The organism is Moorena sp. SIOASIH, from assembly GCF_010671925.1.
GTDB lineage: Bacteria > Cyanobacteriota > Cyanobacteriia > Cyanobacteriales > Coleofasciculaceae > Moorena.
Genome location: NZ_JAAHIH010000006.1, coordinates 276,822 through 301,884, shown reverse-complemented (window position 1 = coordinate 301,884; position 25,063 = coordinate 276,822). Strand labels below are relative to the sequence as shown.

11 protein-coding genes are annotated in these 25,063 nt (G+C 43.0%); all 11 read right to left on the bottom strand.

What is annotated here, in order from left to right:
- Positions 1 to 50: 50 nt before the first annotated feature.
- Positions 51 to 1,241, bottom strand: a complete 1,191-nt coding sequence (locus F6J90_RS33400) for a hypothetical protein (protein ID WP_293103950.1) — start codon at positions 1,239 to 1,241, stop codon at positions 51 to 53.
- A gap of 305 nt (positions 1,242 to 1,546) precedes the next feature.
- Entirely contained in the window at positions 1,547 to 2,323 is a 777-nt protein-coding gene (locus tag F6J90_RS33395) for an SDR family NAD(P)-dependent oxidoreductase (protein WP_070393229.1), read from the bottom strand.
- A gap of 581 nt (positions 2,324 to 2,904) precedes the next feature.
- On the bottom strand, positions 2,905 to 4,698 hold the full coding sequence (locus tag F6J90_RS33390) for an ABC transporter substrate-binding protein (RefSeq protein ID WP_293103946.1): 1,794 nt from the start codon (positions 4,696 to 4,698) through the stop codon (positions 2,905 to 2,907).
- A gap of 48 nt (positions 4,699 to 4,746) precedes the next feature.
- A complete protein-coding gene (locus F6J90_RS33385) occupies positions 4,747 to 9,612 on the bottom strand; it encodes a non-ribosomal peptide synthetase (RefSeq protein WP_293103943.1) in 4,866 nt (1,621 codons plus the stop codon).
- Positions 9,613 to 9,648: 36 nt separating this feature from the next.
- Positions 9,649 to 10,443 (bottom strand): SDR family oxidoreductase, encoded by a 795-nt coding sequence (locus F6J90_RS33380; protein ID WP_293103940.1) that lies wholly within the window; start codon positions 10,441 to 10,443, stop codon positions 9,649 to 9,651.
- 15 nt (positions 10,444 to 10,458) lie between these two features.
- Positions 10,459 to 11,109: a cupin domain-containing protein gene (locus tag F6J90_RS33375; RefSeq protein WP_293103937.1), complete on the bottom strand. Its 651-nt coding sequence runs from the start codon at positions 11,107 to 11,109 to the stop codon at positions 10,459 to 10,461.
- A 70-nt stretch (positions 11,110 to 11,179) separates the two neighbouring features.
- Positions 11,180 to 11,773, bottom strand: a complete 594-nt coding sequence (locus tag F6J90_RS33370; protein WP_293103934.1) for a hypothetical protein — start codon at positions 11,771 to 11,773, stop codon at positions 11,180 to 11,182.
- A 100-nt stretch (positions 11,774 to 11,873) separates the two neighbouring features.
- Complete coding sequence (locus F6J90_RS33365) at positions 11,874 to 14,126, bottom strand: Rieske 2Fe-2S domain-containing protein (protein WP_293103931.1); 2,253 nt, start codon at positions 14,124 to 14,126, stop codon at positions 11,874 to 11,876.
- 141 nt (positions 14,127 to 14,267) lie between these two features.
- A complete protein-coding gene (locus tag F6J90_RS33360) occupies positions 14,268 to 15,101 on the bottom strand; it encodes a hypothetical protein (RefSeq protein ID WP_070393236.1) in 834 nt (277 codons plus the stop codon).
- A 167-nt stretch (positions 15,102 to 15,268) separates the two neighbouring features.
- Complete coding sequence (locus tag F6J90_RS33355) at positions 15,269 to 23,797, bottom strand: non-ribosomal peptide synthetase (protein WP_293103928.1); 8,529 nt, start codon at positions 23,795 to 23,797, stop codon at positions 15,269 to 15,271.
- Positions 23,798 to 24,222: 425 nt separating this feature from the next.
- The gene (locus tag F6J90_RS33350; RefSeq protein WP_293103925.1) at positions 24,223 to 25,062 is read right to left on the bottom strand and encodes a prephenate/arogenate dehydrogenase; all 840 of its coding nucleotides are present in this window, start codon (positions 25,060 to 25,062) and stop codon (positions 24,223 to 24,225) included.
- Between the last annotated feature and the right edge of the window lies 1 nt (position 25,063).

The following is a 25,063-nucleotide window of genomic DNA, read 5'->3' as shown; positions in this document are numbered from 1 at the left end:
ACTAAATAAATTGTGAGAATTTTTGTTTCCTGTGACCTACTCTATACTGCCTACTCCCTGTTCCCTGTTCCCTGTTCCCTGTTCCCTGTTCCCTGTTCCCTGTTCCCTGTTCCCTGTTCCCTGTTCCCTGTTCCCTGTTCCCTTCCCAGATATTGAGCGAATTCTTGTGCTAAAGAAGCTGTTAACTCTGTTGCCCCTTGGTGATTTAGATGTAAAAAATCAAATCTGCGGTCAAGTTGGTATAAATTGGGGAAAGCTTCAGGATCGTTAAAGGCAAACAGGGGTGAAATATCTCCCTGTTTATATAAGTTATTTGCTGTCGATCCTCTTTCTTGTACAATTGGAGAAATAAAAAGAATTGGCTTGATTCCATAATCGTTGATGTACTGACACATCTCTTTGAGAACCTTTAAGCTATAGGGTTTTATTGGTGAAATATTGCCTTGCTTTAACTGCTCTACATCTTGATAGTAATCATCTTTTAGATTATCTAGGAAAAATTGATGCCAAGACTTATGTCTCTGTAAGGTTTGCAAATCATGAGCGTAATAGCCAGACTCTTGTGCTAATCTTGAATAGTCTGGAATTTCATCTAAAAATAATTTCATTCCTAATACCTTGACTTGCCAAAAATTAGCAAATCTTCCCATCCAAAACGTTCTAATTAGGCAACTTTTTAAGGTAGCATATGCGGCAAAAAACTTATCTCTTAGGTTTTGTTTTAATTCCATAATTAAGCGAAAATCTAATAAAGTTTGTCGAGGTGTATGCCAATATATTCCCCTGGCGGAATTGGCATTTTTATTAATATATTGCTCTAACGTCCGCTCTGGGTATTCGACAAACAACCATTCTAAATTAGCGGGTTTTAAGGCTATTATCTTTCTTAAGTAAAAATCCGTCTCTGCTGCTATTGCGCCATTGATTCCAAAGTTAAAGGATTTAATTTCTCGGTTTTGTTCTGCCATTAACTGATCGAATACATTAGGGACTATACCGCGATAGGTCGTACTAGGACCTAGAAAAATAGCATTGTATTCATCTTTGTGTTTAGCAAAGTATTCTAGCTTAAGACTAATTAAACCAAGATTATCCGGGATGTTGGGATAAGGAGCAATTAGATTGGCAATTACAAAAACTGCCGTTAATGTAATGGCGAAGATACTACTGTAAGCAGTTGTTGGTAATAACTTAGAATAGCTCCAGTTTTTCCAGATATCAAATTTAGTGATTAAATTCATGAAAATATCCTATATCAGCTATCAGCTGAATGCTTAGACTCCTAAGAAACACAAGGGAACAGCGGATCTGGGAACAGGGAACAGGCAAGAGGGAGCTTCGGAGTGTTTCTTTCATTCGTTGGGGGAGCGAAAAACGCGCCCCTTGGACGCTCACATCTTGCACTATGGATCATAAATACTTAATAAGGTCAGGCGTGAACAATCAATTCCAATGCTGAAATAGTCAAATCTTATCACTGTTCCCTAATTCCCTGTTCCCTGTTCCCTCCCCTTGCCACCAGACTTGTTACTTATTCTCCCAAGCCCTACATCGCACTGTAGCCGCCATCTACCATCAAAATTGCCCCAGTTACATAGGACGCTGCTTCAGAAGCCAAGAAAATCACTGGCCCTACTAACTCCTCCGGTTTACCCCGTCGTTTCATCGGGATAACGGTGTTCAAGTGTTGCTGGTCTTCCTCTGGGGGGCGACGAAAGCTTTCAGTACCCTCCATGATATTGTCAATATAGCCCGGGCCAAACCCATTGACTCGGATATTGTACTCAGCCCACTCCAATGCTAGGGACTGCACTAGCAAATTTACCCCCCCTTTTGAGGCTGTATAAGCTGCTGAACCGGCAATTCCCACCACACCGGCGATGGAAGAGTTCATAATAATTGAACCACCAGTGCCTTGTTGGATCATTTGTTGAGCGGCGAGTTGAGCACATTGAAAATAGCCTTTAAGATTGGTGTTTATAATATCATCCCACTCCAGCTCCTCTAATGCAGCCGCTGGTTTGATGATATCAATGCCTGCATTACAGAGCATAATATCTAATCGCTGATAATGGGCAACGGTTTTCTTAATTAGGCGATCGCATTCTTGGCGCTTCCTCACATCCGTGGGAATGGCGATCACCTCCCCGCCAGCCTCCTGAATAGCTTTTACAGTGTTTTCGGAGTCTTTTGCCTTCATATCAGCGACAACGATTTTCGTTCCCAATGCTGCTAATTCTTGAGCCAACACACGACCAATACCTCGTGCAGAGCCTGTGATAATGGCGACTTTACCTGTTAAGTCAAAAAGGGATGATTTCACAATTGCTTTTCTTTCTTGAGCTATAGCACTAAACCTTCTCTAAATCATAGTAGATCTGAGTCTACTATGGGCAGGATACCCACCCCAATTTTAGAGGATATCTGAAAAGTTTTTTTATACTGAATTTTGCCCCCCTAGCCCCCCAACTTTGGGGGGAACAAGAGTCAATTGGCTTCTAAAAGTCCCCCGCCCCCCTAACCCTTTCAAGGGTATGTTTTTTACAAAGACGTCAGGTGTGGGGTGTGGGGCGTGGGGTGTGGGGTGTGGGGGTACAGACAAGCGATGCAGCGCGGTCTTGGGGGTTTCCCCCACTCGCTATTGCATCAAGACAATATACTTAATTTGTCGTTAAAAATCATCATTTGTTCGTTGTTTTTCTTTTCCTCTCCCTCTGGCTTGTCCTATGTTTTACCCAAATGTAAAAAACCTACCCCTGTGAGCCCCCCTAACCCCCCAATTCTGGGGGGAATTAGCGGATGCTTCGCTTTTTTACAGATGGGGATTTAGGGGGCTTGGATGTAGCAAATGAGACTTCTCAGACAACCTCTTAGTCATTCCTTGATTCACCAATTCCCTAAAATTCACAAATTATTAGCATTATCCAATTTTAGTTCATTGACATTCCAAAACGGACTTTGTAGAGCAGAGTGTTTCACTCCTTGAATTTGATCTCGCACTGCTACCATTGATAATGAGTTGACGAGATAAATAAATGGTAAATACTCCTGGCTAAGTTTTTGAGTGGTTGCATAAATCTGCTTACGCTTGGTTTCATCCCAAGTTGTGCTTCCTTCTAGATAGAGATCGGTAATTTTTTGCTCCCAACCAGGGACTAAACGTCCTGTTACTGGTGTTTGTTGGCCTTGTGGCTGGCGATTAAAAAAATGCCAATTACTCTCTGTAGACCAAAAGTTAATAGTATCATGGGGTTCTATTGCCATCGGAAAGCCGTTAAATATTTGGCACTCCCAATCCATCGTATTCATTAATTTGTCTACAACTAATGTTACCGCAATCGGATGTAAATTAACTTTAATTCCAATTTTTTTTAAATCCTGCTGAATCAAGGGAGCCATATTCTGTAAAGTTCGATGAGCTACATTATAGGTAAGGGTAAATTCCACTCTATTGCTGGCTGAATCCAATAACTGACCTTGAGAATTATATTGAAACCCTGCCTGAATCAACAAGGCTTTTGCCTGATCAATATTATAGTCATAGACTGGCAAGCCTGCTTCCGGAGAAAGATAGTAAGGACTTTGCTCGGCAATGGGAGAATTTTGGAGTGCCCCTAACCCTTTAAATAGCGTGTTAAGTAGACGCTGGCGATTAATGCTATAAGCAATAGCCTGGCGGAATTCAACAGTATTAAACCAACGGGATTTAATCGGGTCTACTAGAGGTTTACCATGACGCTTTCCCGTATTTAAGTTAAACGTTATCACTGTTGTTGTTGTTTGCTTTCCTCCATTGTAAATCGTAAAATTACCTTTATTTTCCTCTTTTTTTAACAAATAAAAAGAATCGATATTGACTTTAATAAAATCTAGCACTCCAGCCCGAAATTGAATTAATGCTGTGTCATCATTAGAAACCGTTTGCTGAATAATTCGCTGAATATAAGGCTGAGGGTTACCCTGATCATCTTTACGCCAGTAGTGGGGATTTTTTCTAAAGGTTATTCGTTCGCCGGGAATATAGGATTCTAATTGATAAGGACCGTTACTAATAATTTGTTCTGGGGGTGTATCTGTACTCCAGGCAGAGAGAAATAAAAGCCTACCCCCAGGGTCTTTTTTGTGAATCAATGATTGCAATACGTGGGCAGGTAATATTTCCATGCGAGTGATCCGCAAAAAGGGAGAAAAGGGTTCAGGTAGGGTAAACTCAACACGCCAATCATCCAGCTTCTTAACGGTGGGAAATTCCCGATTTTTACCAATTTTTAAAAAATCCCTAGCATAGGCATTAATTTCAGGATTTTTGTAAATATCATCATAGGTAAATACAACATCATTTGCTGTGAGGGGTTTGCCATCTGACCACTTTAGTCCTTTTCGGAGGGTAAACATAATTTTCCGTCGATCCCTAGAAAATTCCCAGGATTCAGCCAGTGCTGGTTCAATATCACCCCGCTCATTTTCTCGTACCAATCCTTCGTACAAGTAAGTTAAAATTCCCGCTCCTTCTTCCATGAGTTGAGGATTAAAGGTATTAGGTTCTACAGAACTACTAACAATGATTTGAGACCCTAGTGCTGGTTTGTGAAGCAAACGTGGTTGAAGACAACTAACCAGGGCAATTGCCAGGATAAAACAGATGAATATCCTATATCGATGATACCTATGTTGAGTTAGGGCAGTTAATCTTTTCATAACTATAACAATAGGAAACCCAAGGAGTATCTCACTTTTTGAGGTGGTTTAAACAGATCCTAATCTCAAGTCCATGATTACATTCGCCATCTCAGCAATCGTGGGATACTCAAATAGTGTGGCAATTGGAATCTCTACTGAATAGATGTCTTGAATTTTTGCCACCACTTGTAGGAGTTGGGTTGAATATCCTCCCAACTCAAAGAAGTTGTCGTTTGTACTAATTGTTTCGAGTCCTAATACCCCTTGCCATATCTTGAGTAAGGTAACTTCTGTAGGATTTGTCGGCTCTCCCCAAGGTTTAGATTCCAGGGATTCTTCAGTAGCAACTTTAGACTGGGGTATGGGTTCAGTTGTTTGTTCTATAAATGAGCGCAGTTGTACCAAAGTCCGATCCGGATCAGTCACGACAGATTCTAACAACACCTGGAATTGCTTAACCATTTTGGTAATGGTTGTAGCGGCAAACAAATCTGTTCGATAGAATAAACTGCCTTCAATTCCTGCGGAAGTTTCTGTCAGATATAGATTCAAATCAAATTCTGCAATATCTCGCCCATCACTTTTTTCCAGCTCTAAAGGTTGAACTGTTAGATTCGTTAAACTTAACTCTTGTTCTGGTAAATTGAGCAAGACAAACATGACTTGAGTCAGTAGGGTATAGTGACGATCTCGAACAGGTTGGAGTCCTTCCACCAGCTTAATAAAGGGCATCTCCTGATGGGCGTAGACGTCGATAACTCCCGAACGCACTTGACGCAGCAACGTTCGGAAACTGGGGTTTCCCTTAAAATGCGTTCGCAAGGGTAACAAGTGAACGAAAAAACCAATCGCTTCCCTAATTTCGGATTGCGTCCGGTTGGCAATGGGACTACTAACAATAATATCTTCCTGACCTGTATAGAAAAATAATAGGCTTTTGAAAGCTGCCAATACAGCCATGTACAAGGTAACGCCTTCGGTTTGACAGAGTCTCTTGAGCTTAGTGACCAAAGCTGATGAAAACTTCACCGTTTCCCCACTTCCGGTGAATGTGCGACGAGGCGGACGAGGATAGTCTGTGGGTAGTTGGATCACTGGTGGTGTCACACCGAGGTGCTGTTTCCAAAAAGTCAGTTGATCTGCCAACCCTTGCCCTTGTAGCCATTGTCGCTGCCAAGCTGCAAAATCAGCATACTGTAAGGGTAACTCTGATAAGGTCGAAGACTGACCTTCACAGAAAACAGTATAGAGAGTAGACAACTCTTGCAGCAAGATGCCAAATGACCAGCCATCAGCGACAATATGATGGGTCGCAATTAAAAATACATACTCTGTTTCATCCAGTTGCCAGAGTTGACTCCGCAGAAACGGCCCTTGGGTAAAATCAAAGGGGTGTTGAATGGCGGCATTAGCTTGTTGTTTGGCTTCAGGTTCCCGCTCCTGTGGCGGTAATTCTCGCAAATCGACAACTGAGAAACTATAGACTGGCTCTGGTGCGATCGCATAGATTACTTCCCCATTCACACAGGCAAAGCTACTCCGCAAGGTTTCATGCCGCCGGACAATTTCTCGTAGACTTTGCTCCAAGGCTGTGACATTGAGTCTTCCGGTGAGATGATAGACTAAGTGCAGATGGTAAAGTTGATTACCTGGATATAACTGCTCAAAAAACCAAAATTCTTGCTGTGTATAAGAAATTGGCTCCCTGCCTGATTGTACAGGTCTAGGTTGCAGCGGGGGTTTATCTAGATGGAGTGACTGATGACTTGCTGTTTCTAGGTGTTGGGCAATTTCCGCAATGGTTGGCGCTCCAAAGAAATCCTGTATTGATAATTCCCCTTGGAGTGCTTTCCGACTAAGAGCGATCGCCTCCATTGCCCGCAAGGAATGTCCTCCCAAGTCAAAGAAGTTGTCGTGAATCCCAACCCGTTCTAAACCGAGTACATCCTGCCAGATCCCTGCTAAAATCTCTTCTGTGGGGGTGCGCGGTGCCACAAAGGCTTGTCCCAGTGAAGGTCGCATTGTGGTGGGTTCCCTCAAGGCACGACGGTTAACCTTACCATTCGGTGTCAGCTCAAAAGACTCCATCTCCACAAAGACTGATGGCATCATATAATCAGGTAACTGGGCTTGCAGAAACCGCCGTAACGCTTCGACCGTTACCGTTTGTTTTTGTTGAGGAATAAAGTAAGCAACCAAATACTTTTCTCTGGCACTTTCTCCAAAAACCTGAGCCACAGCTTGACTGACTTGAGGATGTTTACTCAAAGCCGCTTCGACTTCTCCGAGTTCAACCCGAAAACCTCGAACTTTAACTAGAGAATCAATTCGTCCTAAAAACTCAATGTTACCATCAGGTAAATAACGGGCTAAATCTCCTGTTTTATAAAGGCGAGAGTTGGCATCCACACTGAAAGGATTAGCAATGAACTTCTCGGCTGTGATTTCGGGACGGTTGAAATAACCTCTCGCCAAACCGCCGCCACTAACGTAAAGTTCTCCGGGAATACCAATGGGAACGGGTTGCAGTTTGCTATCTAATATGTAAACGTTGACGTTAACAGCCGCTTTGCCTATGGGGGGATAGACTGGCCAGCTTTCTGGGCGATCGCTAAACCGATAGGCTGTCACCAAATCCGCTTCCGAAGGGCCATAAAAGTTGTAGAGGGTACAATGGGGCAAACCCTTGAACATTTCGACCATCGGTTGAGTAATTTGCAACTGTTCCCCGCAAGCAATTGCTTCTCGAAGATTAGCAAATAGATGGGTTTGTGTGCCGTATATTTCGGCAATTTGTTGCCACAATACAACCGGAAGAATAACCTTTGCGATGGGATGATTTGCTAAAAGCTGAATGAGTTTATCAATATCTTTGCGTTCGGCTTCTGAGGAAAGATAGAGCGTTCCCCCAAACGCCCAAGCTGCAACAATTTCGTGATAACTTACATCAAAACTGAGGGAAGCGAACTGCAAAACCCCAACAGCTGTTGCCATTTCCCCTTGATGGTGTTCAATTAAGTTGATCAAGGAGCGATGAGGAACCGCAACACCTTTCGGGGTTCCCGTTGAGCCAGAGGTGTAGATAATATAGGCTAAATCTTCGGGTTTGACTCTACTATCAGGATTAAGATCAGATTGTGATCCAATTTTGTCCCATTCCTGATCTAAGGTGAGGAGATGACAGGGGTAATTTGCCTGAAAATTAACCGTTGACTGGGTTAACACCACAGGGGGTTGACTATCTGCTAGCATCAAAGCCAAACGTTCTGGGGGATAGTTAGGATCGAGGGGAACGCAAGTCCCCCCAGCTTTCAAGACAGCCAGGATAGCAATTGCCACTTCTAGAGAACGTTCGCAGCAAATGCCAACAGGGACATCCGGTTTCACCCCCAAATCTTGCAGATAATGGGCTAACTGATTGGCTTTTTGGTTTAATTGTTGATAAGTGAAGTATTGATCTGCATAAACGACAGCAGTGGCATGGGGATTGTGTTCTGCCTGTTGCTGGAATAGCTGATGAATGCAGCCTGTAATTGGTTGTGAACTCTCGGTTTGATTCCACTGCACTAAGAGCAATTGTTGCTCAGATTCAGTCAGAATCGGTAATTCTGTCGGGTTGACTGCTGGATAGGTCACCATTCCCACCAGCAACGTTTCTAGATGTCCCAACATTCGGTCAATGGTGTCTGCATCAAAGCGATCGCCATTGTATTTAATTCTTAAACTCAGCTGTTCCCCTGGAATTGCTACAATTGTGAGGGGATAGTTTGTCAGTCCGATATCTTGAAGATCGGTGATGTACAAATTATCCGGTAGTTTTCGCTCCGTAGTAGGATAGTTTTCAAACACAACAATACTGTCAAACAGTTGTTGTCCCGCAGGAATATCACTCCAACTTTGAATATCCACCAAGGGGGTATAGGAATACTGTTCCCGTTCGATATGCTGTTGTTGTAGCTCCTCAAGCCAAGACTGGGTATCGGTTGTGTCGGAAATTGTTATCCGTGCAGGCAGAGTATTAATGAATAACCCCACCATCGATTCTACACCAGCTAATTCAGGAGGACGACCCGATACGGTCACCCCAAAAACCACATCTGACTCCCGACTATAGCGACTTAGTAGCAAAGCCCAAGCTGCTTGCACTAAAGTGGAGAGAGTGAGATGATTTTGTTGGGCAAAAGACTTTAAACGCGCGGTTGCTTCTGTTGAGAGATCACGAAGCCCCATTAAACAGGTTTGGGTCTGTGCCAATTGATCTTTGCTGTAATTATCAACTACTAAAGGAGTTGATGCCGTTAACCCTTCCAGGATTTTTCGCCAAAATGTCTCAGCTTCAGACAGGTCTTGTTGCTGTAACCAAGTAATATAATCCCGATAGGGGCGAGATGGAGTTAAGGATAAGGGGGAATTGTTCTTAATCGAATCATAAAATGCCCAGACATCCTTCAGTAAAGTTGGCCAACTCCAACCATCTAAAATAATGTGATGAAAACTCCATACAAATTCGTACTTTTCTTCGGCTACCTGCATCAGAGCACATCGCATTAAGGGTGCTTTCCCAAGTTCAGCCCCTTGTTGTCGATCACTGTCTATAAAAGCATCCATCCTGGCTTTTTGGGCTTCAGGAGATAGGGTTTGCCAGTCATGATAAATCCAGGTTAGCTTGACTGTTTTACGTACAACTTGAACAGGGTGCTTACGGTTTTTCCAAACAAATAATGTTCGCAAAACTGGGTGTCGTTCTACAAGTCTCACCCAAGCCTGTTCAAAGACCTTCGGATTCAGATTTCCGTGAATCGTAAACTTAAATTGGTCGAAATATAACCGATATTCAGGGTGATACAGTGTCTGAAATAATATCCCTTTTTGCGTCGATGAAAGGGGATACATTGCTTCAATATCTTTAATTTTATTTTGCGCAACAACCATTTTTGGGTATTTATTTATTAATTAAATATTTTTATATTAAAAAGCAGCGACAGATAATCCCCCATCAACTGCTATTGAAATTCCGGTGATATAGCTAGCACATTCTGAAGCTAGAAATGCCACTAAAGTACCAACTTCCATCGCCTCACCTCTACGACCCAAGGGAATTTTATTATCCATTCCTGCTTTAATTTCATCGGCAGTTTTATTACCAATTTTAGAAAATAGTTCTAAATAGTCTTGATGTCTTGGTGTATCAATGATGCCAGGGTTTACACAATTCACGAGAATATTATACCGCGCTACTTGGTTAGCAACTGCTTTGGTGAAATTGACTAATCCTGCATTAGCAACTCCTGATTTAATCAGCGTACCAGAAGGCTCTTTTCCGGATGTCCCGACAATATTAATAATTCGCCCCCATTTCTGAGTTTTCATGGTCGGTAACACCAAATTTGTCATTCTAATATAGCCCAGTAACTTCCCTTCAAAAACAGTCCTCCAATCTTGATCAGACATTTCTTCTACCTCATTTTTAGCAAAATTAGCCCCGGCTGAATTGTTCACCAATATATCAATTTTACCAAATTTACTTAGTGCTGAATCCACTAACTTTTGAGAATCATTAGGTTGTTGAACATCTGCACAAATGCTAAGCATTTCTATTCCCGCAGTTTGGAAAACTTGTTCAGCTTGTTTTAGGCGATCGCGATTTCGACCACAAATAATTAACTTGCATCCTTCCCCAGCGAGTCTATCAGCGATAGCATAACCAATCCCTGCACTCGCCCCTGTTACTAAAGCAATTTTTCCAGTTAATCCTAAATCCATTGATTAGATTCCAATTTAGATCCCAATTTCAATTAAACAAACGTCTTGGTTAGATTTATTGTATCCACGATAGGGAATTTCAGTCGGTGCGTAATAAATTTTTCCGTATTCTAAAGTTTGCTCTTCTTCTCCAACAGTCATCACCAGTTTACCATTGAGAATAATCCCCATTTTATCACGAACTGATTGGTTGACAGGTAGTTTTCCATCTGGGGGAATTTGAGTAATTTTGAGCTCAAACCACGATCCGGTTCCCCACTGACAATCAAACCCCGTTTCTTCATCTTTAGTAGATACAAGTTTAAAAATTTTATTCTGAAACTTATCATTATCGTCTATCTGTTTGTTTCCCTCAGGAATTAGACGCTTGACATCAAAACATCGAACCGTTTCTGAGGTCGTATTAACCGAACCATGGGGAACATTTGCATCCGCCACATAAACATCCTGCAAGGGAGTCAACATGGCTTTTTCCCCATTTATATTCATTTCTAAACCTTGATTAAATACCATACCCATCTGACTTTCCTGATGGTGGTGTAAATCGAAGGTCGCACCTGGACAAATCTCAGCCAGTTGCACAACGGTATCCTGACATTGAAATGCTAATAACTCTACAGATGATTTTACTTTTATCGGTTTACCGATTGGGAAAAATACTGACATATTTTTTTTATTTGTTATACTAATTTTAGTATAGTCATGATAGTTTGATTAATCCAAGACTAATAAGTAGTTATATTTTTTTTTGGAAAATTGACCAACTCATTTTAATTTTACCATAAGTTTTAATAAACTCTAAGCCGTATTTGTCAGCCGCTTTTTCATTCGTGATTGCCAGTTCTGCTAATCCTTCACTGACCTCTTTTGCCGCTACACTAGTGGAATCTACTAACTTAACTTTAATGGATTTTTGCTGCTCATAATCTGGCAATAGATAAGAGAGCAATGGTAAGGGAGCTGGATGAGTTAAAATCGTACACTTATTTATGTCAAATTGGTTGATTGGCTTCTTAGCTAATCCATAACTAGGTGTTGGATAAATAAAAATGAAGCTCAGTTCAAAACTCGGCTCCATATAAAAGTCATTAATGTTATGGTAAGCATGAGGAACAAGAGCAAGATTGACGTCTTCTGACACCAAAGCCTCTTTTAATTGGCTAAAGTTATCAAATAACTTCGTGGTAATTGAAAGTTCTTCTAATTGTAATTGCTCAACGACATATTCAAGTGCCTCTTCACTACTCGTTCCGGCTGGCCCTAAAGTCCCGACAACTAACGTTTTAGAAGTCGGTATAGAATAATTAAATTCAATGGCGAACTTCAGCATGATTTGAGTAAGAAAAGCTAAAGGTTAGTTATCGGTTGTAGCATCCCAGAACTTTTGAGAGATGCTAAATTTGAGTTACCGGTGCAAAATGTTGAAATATTCATAAGTTCAAAAGTTTAGGGGGTTTACGGGGTGAAGAAGTCACTGGAATATTCATTTGAACGGCTTCCTGAAACTTCGCTACATCCCACTCAGCAATACTGAAAACCCCCAGTTTTTCAAACAACTGAGATGATACACTATCCTGAGTAATGTAGTTGACTCGAATATCCTCTTGTAACGATTCTGCTAAGAGTTGTATGTTTGCCAGTTGTGCCGCTTTAATCACCTCCGCTTCCGCAGGGTTTGGTGGCATCCGATGACCATAACTGCGAACATGAAAACGAGATTCACGGGGTCCCCCAGGCACGATGGAAAAGGTTTGGACGTGTTCAGGGAAAACGCTCAAGGAAAAGGGCATGGGCATTTCTTCTTGGGCGGCCATTGAGCAAAAGGCAGAATAACACAAGGTTTCTGGTAAAAACTGGTGTTCTGCGGCGAACCGCTGGAGTTCTTTCTCCCGTTCCCAGTCATGTCGTGCTAAGGTCTTGGCACAGTCATAATATTTCCGTTCAACTGGGTTTAACTTGGGCGAAGCGGGGTCTCGCATGGGGATAATCATGCCATTAATCCCTTCACAATCACTCGATACCCCAAACCTTAAGGTCAATCCTTTGTGCATCATCGGGAAGTGGTAATCTTCTAAGAAGTTCTCCCACAGCAGCTTGTAGTCCACTTCCACGGAAATATCATACTGACCCGATCCACCAATGGGTTGCATTTGTTCGAGTTTATAGGGGTCGAGTAAACCAGGTTGATGCCAAATCTCTTTGAGGCTTGGACCTTGTCGCAGCAACCGGATAAAGACAAAGCCATAAAAGACCTCAATATCAATGGGGTCTAGACCATAGTCCCTAGGGCCCTCAAAGTCAGGCCCCTGTTGTCGCCCATCAATATGCTTCAGTTTACCGGCAAACAGATCCCCGTTGGCGGTCCGAATCACATAAGCCCGTTCGCCCACAATATCAAGCCAAGTATATTGATGGGGTTGGGGAATTTCGTTAACGTGGCAGACAAATTGCCAAGTCGGTGCAATTAAATGCTTTATTTCCAAAGCAAACAGATCCCAATCCCCATAAGTCCAAATGGGTAAAGCGATTCTTCTATTTTGCTCGGGTTCATCTGTAGTTGCCTCAGAAGAAGATAACGAGGATCCATCAGCTTCTACTCCAAAACACAAATCTGAAATCTGAGTGTGTTTGACTTCCTCGATAATGTCTTCTAGCTTCAAGGATATCGTTTCAGCTTCTACCATCAAAATTGCTTGTCGGAGTTCCCACATCACCGACTCTAGCAAGAGGTCGCGATTGGGGTCAGGTTCTGTGTTAAAGTCCAAGTTCACAGATGACAAAACGGCTTCAGGAGTCAGACCCTGCCGTTGAGCAATACCAGCAACCAGGTGTTTCAGTTGCTCCCCGAGATAGCCAATCTTAATCCAGAGGCGAATAGGTTCAGGCAGGCATGGGATGATTCCCTCGGTATAGCCTGGACTGACATCTTGTAGGAGGTTTGCGATCGCTACTCCTATATTTTGTCCATTGACCTGGATATCTGCTGGCGGCATGGTTGTGATGGGTTCGTCTCCATCTCCATTTGCCATTAACCTGGCAAATACCCCTTGGTTGCTATCGATGCGAGTTTCAAATGACCGTAAACTGTAATCTTTTAGGTCAAAATCTTCCCCTAATTCTCCTCGGTTTGCCCCTGGTGCATTGGTGCAGTGTCCATCTTCACTAAAAGCCCAACCATGATAGGGACACAACTCTGATTTACCCCCTTTGATGCAACCGTTTCTTTCAAACACCAGACATTGGCGATGGGGACAAACATTCAAAAACACTTGGATCGAACCATCCCCTTGACGGATTACAACCACAGGTTCTTGAAAAATCTGAACGGTTATAAAATCACCGGGGTTGGGGATTTCTGTCCCATCACAAATAAAGTACCACTGATTTGCCAGTGCTTCGGGTTCTAGTTTAACTGCGCGAACCACTTTAGCCACTAGATAATATTGAACGGTTTCTAGAGTAACCGTTGGACTTTGGTGTTGATTGTATAGTGCTACAGCTTCTGTTAACGGGCGCTGCACCCCCTCAAAGGCTGTCCCATCCGTCAACAAACGGGCAACAAATTCATACCAGCCTTGCTGGGACTGGCGAGCGATGGTGCTACCCTTCGTCACCAGGGTATAAAGCTGTTGTCCAATTTCAACAAATTGCTGACTGACTTCTATTGGATTCTGGTGATTCATCTGGTGTCTTTTAGGATTACACAGCAGGTCTTACAAAGTAGCTTTTGCGTTTTTTTATCTTGCCATTTTCAAAGAAATACACATCCGCAAATCCTTATTTAAAAAACGTTTGGCTTGACCTTTGGCTTGACCTTATAGATTCTAATTTTCAAGAATAGGTTCCGGTACAACTGGAACGGGATGATCCAGACGATAAGCTTCCCACGCTTTTCCAAATCGTGATTTCCTCACGTCTGAAAGTTTTTCTAGTTGCTGATGAAATAGGTGTTCGTAATAGTACAAATCTTGCTTTAAATAGTATGGTGCTGTTTCTCCATACACCTTAACAAACATCCGGTATGTGTTGTAGTGTTTAGCCTCTACATCCTCTTTGTATGACATCAAATCGTCTTCAATGTCATTCAGGACTTCCAAGGGCCACATCAAGCTTAACTCTTCGTTTAACTCTTCTTGGCTGTAATTTAACCCCAACATTTTCAGTAGGGTACAATGGAGGACGCGATAGTCAGACGAGCGTAACTCAGCGGCCTGGGTAATCAAAGTATGAGTGACATGACTCGTCATCAATAATTGGCTTTCTAATTCAAAGTATTCCCCTAACTTATTCAAGTAGTATTCTACCTTAAAGTGCCGCAAATTATGTTCATCTAACACCGACAAAATAATTTTTTCCTTAGCTTTCCAAGGGGAAGCTTGATTGGAGTTGTAACCGCTTTTTTGAATTCTCTCCACTTCTTCATCAATTTCGTACACTAGAGCTTCAATAAAACTCAGGATGGGCGAAAACTTAAAGAAATCGTTTATGGAGAGATTATACAAGGGAAAATAGTAAAGGACAAACTCCCGCAACACTCGACATGACCTATACATACTTTGATAGGAAATGCAAGATATTTTGGCAGCTTGTTGTTGATTTTGCCGACTTGGATTAAATAAATCAACAACTGATTCTGATGATTGTGTTAAGGATGACACAACTGAAGTTCCTCTCTAATTAGCATTCAGCTGTCAGCATTCAGCTGTCAGCCAAAAAGCTGATAGCTGAGGTGCTGATATCTAATAGATAATGTTGATTTGCAACTCTGGGATGCTCTCCCTAATCATACCTGCAATTCATCATTATTTTAAGTCTTGTTCTAGAATTATAATTCTGAAAGAATTTCATCTAATTCGGCTTGATTCATATTCAGTTCTGGAAAATCAGAAGGGGTATAACCATCTGCTTCTGGGGATAGGCAGTGGGTAATTAGTCCATCTAAAGCTGTCATGTAAGCATTGGCGAGATCCTCAATTGTTCTTGTTCGATGAATGTTCTGGCTATAGTTCCATTCCAGCTTTAATCGACCTTCCGCGACTAATCCGTTAACATTCAATAGATGGCTACGTTGCCCAAGAGGACTGTGAAGATCACCGCTATACTCTTGAGTATATTGCCATCCGGCTGCTAACTGAGTGGGGTCAAACTGTCCTAGATAGTTAAAGCTGACTTCTGGAACTCGAAGCGATCGCAATTTTTTGGGCACCTCTCCATCGCAACTGAGATAGCGTAAAATACCATAGCCAATACCCCGTTGTGGAATTTGTCGCAGTTGTTCCTTGATGAACTTGAGAGCTTCTCCAGGATGATCGATTCCGGTGAGATTTAATAAGACCGGAAACAGACTTGTAAACCAGCCAACTGTGCGAGATAAGTTAGTGCTTGTAAACAAATCCTCTCGTCCATGCCCCTCCAGATGCACCCAGAATACTGAACTGCCAGTCCACTGAGCAAAACTCTGTACGAGCGCTGTTAACAGCACATCATTAATTTGAGTATTGTAAGCTGAGGGCACATCCTGTAATAAAGCACGAGTTTGTTCTACGGTTAAGGTACGAGACACGGTGGCACGGGAGGCTACAGTATTTGCACCAGCAACGACTGGATAATCTACTGGCAAGGACACGATGGGTACTGCAGGACGCAACCAATAGTCCAACTCAGAATAGAGTTGTGAATCTTGGGCATATTCTTGTAAACGAATTGCCCACTCTTTGAAGGAGGTTGTTTTAGGGGGTAGTGCGATCGTTTTTCGGTGTTCTAACTGTTGATAAGCCATCGATAAGTCTTCTAGCAAGATTCGCCAAGAGACACCATCCACCGCTAGGTGATGAATCACCACGAGTAAACGTCCAGGGTTATGGTTTCCCAATTGGAACAGCATCACCCGCATTAACACGCCTCGAGACAGATCAATCGCCCGTTGTTCAGCATTGCCATGGTCTGCGATCGCCTTTTGCTGTTCGGTAGCAGAATGATTCGATAAATCAACGACTTGGAAAGGTACCGTTGCATCAATATCACCATGACGCTGCTGCCATTGTCCATCTTGCTGCACATACTGTAGCCGCAAGGCATCATGATGGAGGAATACTTGCTGAACCGCCTGTTGTAAGAATTCGGGTTGAATATCTGCTGGGACTTCCAACAAAACCGCTTGATTGAAGTGATGGGGTTCCGGTGAATCCTGTTCAAAGAACCAATGTTGAATGGGCGTCAGGGGAACCGCCCCAGTCACGACTCCTTGTTCGGCTTGAGTTACAGTTGTGGTGACTGCGATAGCAGCCAGTTCCGCAATGGTTTGATGGGCAAATAGCTGTTTAGGGGTCAGTTTGAGTCCGGCTTGATTAGCCCGCGCGATAATTTGAATGCCAATAATTGAGTCTCCGCCTAACTCAAAGAAATTATCATAGATACCCACTTTTTGCAGTCCTAAAACATCCTGCCAAATCTTGGCTAATATGGTTTCATTCTGAGTACGCGGTGCAATTGTTTCTGCATCTAACTCGATTTCGGGTACAGGTAAGGCACGACGGTCAACTTTACCATTGGGTGTAATCGGTAGAGTTTCCAGAATGGTAAAGGATGCTGGTATCATATAATCGGGTAGTTTTTCCTTCACCAACTGTCGCAAGTCCTTGGCGGTGAGTTGTTGGTCTGGTAAATTTTCCAGCACAACATAGGCGGCTAACCGTTTAACACCCGGTTGATCTTCCCTCGCAATCACCACTGCATCACGAACCTGAGGTAGTCCTGTCAAAATGGCTTCTATTTCCGCCAGTTCAATGCGGAAGCCTCGAATTTTGACTTGGGTATCCGCACGACTATAAAACTCCAAATTCCCATCGGGCAAATACCGAACTAAATCCCCGGTTTTGTAGAGTCGTTCTGTTTTAGAATCACTCCAGGGATGGGGAATAAATTTTTCCGCATTTAAGTCTGGGCGCTTCCAGTAACCCCTTGCCAGTCCAGCACCTCCGGCATATAATTCACCCCAGACGCCAATGGGTACAGGTTGCAGATGAGGATCTAAGACATAAACTGTCGTATTGGCAATGGGACGACCAATGGGAATTGAACGACCGAGAGGCGTTTGGGGCGTGATCGGGAACCGAGTCGTAAAGACGGTATTTTCAGTAGGGCCATAGCCATTCATTAACTGGCAATGGGGAAGTTCCCGCAATACTTTTTGGGCGTGGGCTACCGATAACACGTCTCCGCCCGACATTAGGTAACGAACCGGTTCTAGGTCTTGCACCCGCTCATCTACCATAACATTAAACAAACTGGCTGTTAGCCACAGAATTGTGACGTGATGCAGTTGGATGGCGTCACCCAACTCTTCCAAGGATGGCTTTTGACTGGGTATCAGAACCAATTTCCCACCATTCAGCAAGCAGGGCCAAATTTCTAAAGTTGAAGCATCAAAAGACAATCGACTCAGTTGTAAAAATACATCTTCGGGGGTGATTGTGGCATAATCTCCTTTTGCCAGTCGAACCACACCGCGATGGACGATGCAGGTTCCCTTGGGTTTTCCGGTTGAACCGGAGGTGTACATGATGTGGGTGAGGTGGTCTGGCTGGACTGCTACCTGTAAGTTTTCTTTGGACTGCTGGTTAAACAGAGATTGATCACGATCTAAACAAATGACCTGGGCTTGATGGGGTGGCAGTTTGCTTGTTAATTGTTGTTGAGTCAGGAGTATCCGGATGTTGGTATCTTCAAACAGATAAGCCAAACGTTCTGGGGGATAAGTTGGATCGAAGGGAACGTAAGCCCCTCCGGCTTTGAGAATGGCTAAAATGCCCACTATCATATCGAATGATCGTTCTACACAGATCCCGACTAAAGTTTCTGTTGTGACTCCCAAGCTTTGGAGATAATGAGCTAATTGATTTGCCCGCTCGTTTAATTCTTGGTAAGTTAGGGTTTGGGCTTCGTAAACAACAGCGATCGCATTAGGGTTTTTTTTGACTTGCGCCTCAAATAACTGGTGAATACATTGGTCGTCTGGATAGGGACGCTTTGTATCGTTCCATTCCACTAATAACTGATGCCGTTCTGCTGCCGTCAATAACGCTAACTCACCAATTCTTTGTTCTGGGTCAGCGACAATTCCCCCTAACAAGGTCTGGAAATGCCCCACCATCCGGGTAATGCGATCGCTGTCAAACAAGTCGCTATTATATTGCCAGAACCCTTGAAGTGAGATGCCCTGGGGTGTTTCAACTTCCCACAACATTAGGGTGAGGTCAAATTTGGCTCGTAGATTTTCCACTGGGAAGGGGGCGATGGTCAATCCTGGCATTGACAACGGCTTCATCGGGGCGTTTTGGAGGGCAAACATCACCTGAAACAGGGGCGAATGGCTTAAACTCCGTTCAATTTGTAACTCATCTACTAATTGCTCAAACGGCACGTCCTGATTAGCATAAGCTGATAAGGCTACTTGTCGCACATGAGTCAACAGTTCAGTAAACGTGGGATTTGACTCTAGCCGCGTGCGCATCACTAGGGTATTGACAAAGAAACCAATTAATGGTTCAAGTTCCTGGTGATTTCGGTTGGCGATGGGTGTTCCCACCAAAACATCCTCTTGACCACTGTAACGGTAGAGTAATGTTGTCAAAACCGCCAACAATGTCATAAACAATGTCGCCCCCGACTGTTGGCTGAGGGTTTTCAGTTTTGCCGTTAAGTCTGAGTTGAGTTCAAAGGAAATACTGCGACCCCGGAAGGTTTGCACTGGCGGGCGGGGTCTGTCTGTCGGCAATTCTAACAACGGCGGTGCATCAGCTAACTGTTGTTTCCAGTAATTGAGTTGTTGCTCAAAGCGATCGCCTTTTAACCATTGCCGCTGCCAAATGGTAAAATCCGCATATTGGATTGGTAGCTCTGGCAAGGTCGAAGGGGAGTCTGTTAACAAAGCTGGATAAAGCTTAGACAACTCTTCAATCAACACACCTAGAGACCAACCATCGGCAATAATGTGGTGCATTGCCAGCAGCAGGATGTGAGATTGTGAGCCTAACTTTAGCAAAGTTGCCCGCAGTAACGGACTTTGTTCTAAGTCAAAGGCTTGGAGTTGCTCTTCCCGGACTTTCTGTTCGACTATGGCCGACTGTTCGGTAACATTCTGCAAGTCTATCACTGACAGCTTCAGCGTTAACTTTGGTGCAATCACCTGTCGAGGTACACCATTAACGGTTGTGAAGGTCGTTCGCAGGATTTCGTGGCGGCGAATAATTTCATTGAGACTTCGTTCTAAGACCGTCACATTCAACTGACCTTCAAGGGTGACGGCTTCAAACATATTGTAAAACGGACTGTTTGGTTCTAGTTGAACCAAAAACCACAACCGTTGCTGAGGAAAGGATAGAGGAAAGGATGTCTGTCCTTGTATTTCTTGTAATAAGGGAATAGCCTTAGTCGGACTGCTGTATCCTAGGGAATTTGCCAGTTGCCAGGTTTGCTCCCCGAGGAAGTCAAAAACATAGTCTTGCTGCCAACTTTCGGCGACTTCAGGATTAATTCCTTGGTGTTGGTGAAATTTAACATCTCCTACCATCCGAGAGGCATCAGTAACTCCATCCGTCATGCGTTGTTGTTTGTCTGTGTAGAGTTCTAGCATTTCTGGATGGAATTCTAAACCTAAGAATTGACAGAGGTTTTCTACACTACTTTGGGGTTGACGAACTAAATCTTCAAATTTAATCTGGTACTGACGCGCTGGGGGAATGTGTTGTAAGAAGGCTATAATATTTTGATGAGCAAGCTGCCAAACAACTTCTGCTAGTTCTCGCCCAGAGAAAGGATGGTCTTCAACAAAAAATACCTGTTCTAGTTTAATCTCTTCGCAAGAGCGAATCACACCATAAGGGTGACGTTGCAAGTGAATGTAAAGGGGATTTTCAAAATCTCGTTCTGCCCGTTCTAATGTTTCGATATCTAGGGCATATGAGGGGGTTTTGTCAACCAGAATACCATCACTTTGATTTTGCAATATTTGATTTTGCAATAGATGATAGAACTGTTGGGTGGTTGTTCCCGAAGCTTCTAAGTTTTCCATCATCCCCATGGCTTCAGAAGCCCCACACCCTTTAATTTGCATTAACGCCCTGACTGTGCCTTCGAGCCAAAAACGATACCGTTCTGAAAAAGCAGCTTTTCTTTGCTGTAGGGTATCGAAGGCTAATAGTTCTAATTCGGGCGGTGCAAATAACTGGGGATGTCCCCCTAAGATGACCCGCAATAAGGTTGAACCACTGCGATAGGGAGACAGAATAAAAATGGCTTGAGGGTTTTTTTCAGTGTGGCCTGTGGGATAATTTTTTCCTCGTTGCAGTTTAGCCCTAACCCGATTCTGGAAATCCGCAATATGCTCACCATTGATTTTTTGCCGAGGCACGGGTTTAATTGCCGTCTTTACAGGGGCATTTTCTCCCAATAGTTTGGTAATAGCTTGGGGATAATGCTGTTCTAGATAAGCAGTTAGTTTAGCTACCGTTTTCTGCTCAAGCAAAACCACAAAGTGAATAATTTCATTCAGTTTTTTCTGGAGCTGATTGATTAAAATTGCACCGCGAATTGAGTCTCCACCCAGTTCCAAAAAATCATCTTTAACTCCCACCTGGTTTATGTTTAGCACTTCAGAAAATAGTTTAGCAACCCATTGTTCTAAGGCAGTCCTGGGCGCAATAAATGGAGTCTCTATCTGTGGACGGTGACGATAAAAATTAGCTTGAATTTGCTTGATAATATGTTCGGAATTGTACAGGGTATTAGCAATTTCTTCAAAGGGAATATTGGAGACTAAATTTTGAGGGTTGTTATTAGTATTTTTAATCGATTCTGTTTCTACGGGCTTCGACGGAATCTGACTGGGATTAAAGGTGATAGTTGTTGCTACTACAGTCGGCAATTTAAACCGTATTTTTCCGGCATTTTCCTGCTTAAATGATGCCGCCACACTCTCCAAGAAATCTAGGGCTGGTTGATTTTTGGCAGTGGGTTGATAATTCACTTCCACCCAATCTAATCCCCGTTGTTGGGCAATTTTACCCAATTGGGCTAACATTTGATGTTCGACACCACGACCGAGCACTCGACAACTGAGTAAGAAACTATCAGATGCGATCGCATCTGACTGGGTTTCAAACAGCAGTAGCCCCACCAGACCATAATCTCCGAAGCGGTCTTTAACCTGTACCACCCTAGCTTCTAAACCCTTGGCGTTACATAATTGTTGAATCTCTGCTTCTGAGCGTCGGATTGTGGTTAAATTAAATTGATTTGTGCGTTGGGTTAGTTGTGCAACCCTTGGGAGTTGGTGGGGTTTCATGGGAGAAATGTCAACGTCTAACTGGAGTCCAGCTAAGAAATCCTTAAAAGTTAGGGATTTTTCCTGAAAACGCTGCCGTTGAACATTCTGTTGATATAATTTAGTCCGTTGCTGATCGGCTTGGGTCACTTGCAGTTGGTCAAAGGCCCAAATATGCTGCAAGAATGAAGGAATGTGGTCGTCTTCTGGAGGCAGTTGCAACGTCAAGACTTGCGGACAGTTTGCCCTCACCTCCATACATTCCACGGGGTTATCGTCAATAAAGATAAAGCTATCAAGACCTAAATTGAGTTCGGTAGCTAAGGCTTTGAGGTTTTGAGATTTGGGTTGCCAGTTAATCCGCCAAGAAACGAGGTGATGGCGTTGCAGCGGCATCTGATCATGATGATTGAAAACTGCGAAGACATCTTCTTCATTATTTTTGCTACAAAGACAGATCAGTTTTCCGGCTTGCTGCTGCCTAACAATGAATGACTGCAATGCCTGACGAGATTGATCAATTTCTACCCCGGTCGCCCCATCTTCTCCACAAACCCCTTTCCACAGGGTATGATCACAGTCGAGAACAATCACCTTGTAGGGATTACTAATAATAGCCTGTAGCTTGCGGACAATTCCTGTACCCAGGGCGGCAAAAAAAGTCGGGGTATAAGGGATATGACCGTTGCCATCAGGTGCTGCATAATCCGCAACTGGATAGGTTGTGGCTAATTCTGAAGCGGTCAACCAATGTAAGCTGCTGATTCCTTTTAATTCTGAGATTAATTGTTCTTCGAGTCTCCGATAGAAGGAAAGTTCCCCATCGTTGCGGTTAGGGGTTGGACACAGACAAACCAAGTGGGGAGTTGTGGAACGTTCAACGGCGGTTTTCAGGGCTTCTCCCAGTTCCCGGACGTTCTGTTCCATCTGAGTTTCATTTTTGCTCAATGTCCTTGGTGGGGAAGATTGCTGACCTGGACGAGTCGCATAAATATTGTATAAGCCAGACCCTTCTAGCAAGGTTTCTTCTTCAACAACAAATTCAAACCCTTTATCCTTCAGCAATTGAGTCACACAACCGAGGGTATTTCCGCCTTGGTCGTGTACTTCCATCACAATTTGTTGAATTCTCGACCAGTGTTGTGGTTCAATTCCTTCGAGAATGCTTAATTCACTTTTTTCAGCATCCAGTTTGAGTAAATCAATTTGCTCAATGTTATAGTCATCAATAATACTAGAAAGGGTGCGTAACTGAGCCTTATAGGTTTGCTGTTCCAGTCTTCCCGCGAGAAATTCATCGGCGACTTGATTAAGTGCTACTTCGTCTAGAGAATTGTATCGCCGCAACATATTTAGAATAATTGCCCTCAGGGCTTTTTCATCTTGGGTTGTATCGGCGTTAAAACTGGAAAATACCGACGAATTAGGATAAAATGTGAAGGTTGCTTCTTGATTTTGATTGCCTAATCCACAGTTGAAAACCGTTGCGTCTTTACAATATAATTTTGCGTTCGCTTGTAATCTTTCAAAGGCATGAATGGCGGGTTCAAAGCTATAAATCTTGGCTTGGTAACAGTGATGTTGGACAAATAAGGTAAACAATCCGATGTTCGCCCCGATGTCAATCACACAAGCATCATCATTTAGGTTAATACCATGTTTTAAATATGCTTTGTCAATAAAAATTTCTTGATATAGATACTCAGTTTCGTAGCGATTTAAGTGAGCAATTTCTATGTTATTGGGAAGTCTATGGCAAGGGAATGGATCAAGTATTGCTTCTTTTTCTGAGGCTTCTACAGTCGCTCTCAATCTATTTTGATGATTTTGCCAATCCTCTAACCTGAGCAGAATGATATTGATTCCGTCTTGGTTGGTGCTTAAGAGACTACTTGGGTTCAGGAGTTCTTGGAAAACTTGGTTGTATGGAGCAAACTGAATTTGTAGTCGCCAATCTAATTTTTTACTCCAAAAATATAGAGATTCTTCTATGGGTTCGCTCGTAAACGTAGCCGCGAGGGCTAACTTCATAAACTTACTGGACTGCATTATCTTTTTGTCCATACAGGCAATTTAGCATATCCAACTTTACACTATATACCAAGTTATTCTACAGGAAAAAAAATTTTACAAAACTTTATTTTTTTTTGATAAACGCAGTATCAGGTGATTAGAGAGTAATTTATTATTGTATCATAGTAAGTACCGCGCGCCGAATTAATTACCTACTATAATTATCTGTAACCCTTGAATTAAAAGAGTTTCAGTTTTTGAAAATTTGTAATTAATTTTGTGTACCTGCTTACATTTGAAAAACTGTAACAAGGTAAGCATATGCGCTACGCGCACGCTACTTGAGGTGCGGTCAGCGTTCAGCCGTCAGCTTAAAATAAACACTGCTTGGTGGGATTAGCAGTGGTGGCTTTCTAATTAGCTCAATAACAAACTAAACAAACTCACGAAACAAACTTTTTCCGCGCTACCTGAGTAGTTTCAAGGATTTTTTCCAGACTCGACCAATCTCCCTGTTCAATCACCTCAATCATCTGGTCAAGGCAATCGCGATACTGTAAAAGCGATCGCATTATCGACTCCTGATTGTAACGAGCCATCATTACTCCCAGTTCTGGATTACCACCCCCGACACGGCTAGTATCACGAAAACCAGAACTAGCTAACTGTTGGGCTAACCTCAACACCACTGGGTCAGTCTCCTGCATACAAGCATCAATCAAACTCCCACTCACCATCACCGGTAGATGAGAAATCCATGCTACCGCTTGGTCATGGTTTTCCGGGCTTGTGATGTAAACCAATGACTTAAGCGATCGCACAATCTCCTCCACCTTCTTAAGTGCTGGTGGTGGTGTCGTCTCAATCGGCGTAAGTACGTAAGGATTTCCTGCAAATAGATTAGACACCGCAGCTTCCACACCCCTGTGTTCCGTTCCTGACATCGGATGACCACCTACAAAATTTTCCCACAGGGGAGCTATTTCTCTAACTACTGGCATTTTGACCGAACCAATATCAGTGATTACGGTATCCTTGTTAAGATAGTTGACTAAATCCTTGACAGTAGAGGCGATCGCGGCTATTGGGGTGCAGATAAACACAACCTCTGCTGTGGCTAGGATACTTAAGTCAATACTCGCATCATCAACAATGCTGTGATCAAGTGCGAATTGACAGGTTTTTGGTTGACGAGAGACTCCCAAGACCTGGTGACCTTGTGCTCTCAAGTCCAATCCTAGGGATCCACCCATCAATCCCAGTCCTACAATACCAATTTTCATT